General features: G+C 54.3%; 1 rRNA gene. It reads left to right on the forward strand.

The features are described 5' to 3' along the window. Window positions 1–460, forward strand: a 23S ribosomal RNA gene (locus DDT52_RS20830); the annotation flags it as partial.

A 460-nucleotide genomic window follows, 5' to 3' on the forward strand; every position in this document is an offset into this window, starting at 1 on the left:
GTTGGGTAGGGGAGCGTTCTGTAAGCCGTCGAAGGTGGCCTGTGAGGGCTGCTGGAGGTATCAGAAGTGCGAATGCTGACATAAGTAACGATAAAGCGGGTGAAAAACCCGCTCGCCGGAAGACCAAGGGTTCCTGTCCAACGTTAATCGGGGCAGGGTGAGTCGACCCCTAAGGCGAGGCTGAAAAGCGTAGTCGATGGGAAACAGGTTAATATTCCTGTACTGGCTGTTACTGCGAAGGGGGGACGGAGAAAGCTAGGTTGGCCGGGCGACGGTAGTCCCGGTTTAAGCGTGAAGGTGGGTGTTTTTGGCAAATCCGGAACACCATAACACTGAGGCGTGATGACGAGCCACCACGGTGGCGAAGTAACCGATGCTACGCTTCCAGGAAAAGCCTCTAAGCTCTAGGTAACAGTCAATCGTACCCCAAACCGACACAGGTGGTCAGGTAGAGAATACT

The organism is Brenneria roseae subsp. roseae (assembly GCF_003115845.1).
Taxonomy (GTDB): Bacteria; Pseudomonadota; Gammaproteobacteria; order Enterobacterales; family Enterobacteriaceae; genus Brenneria; species Brenneria roseae.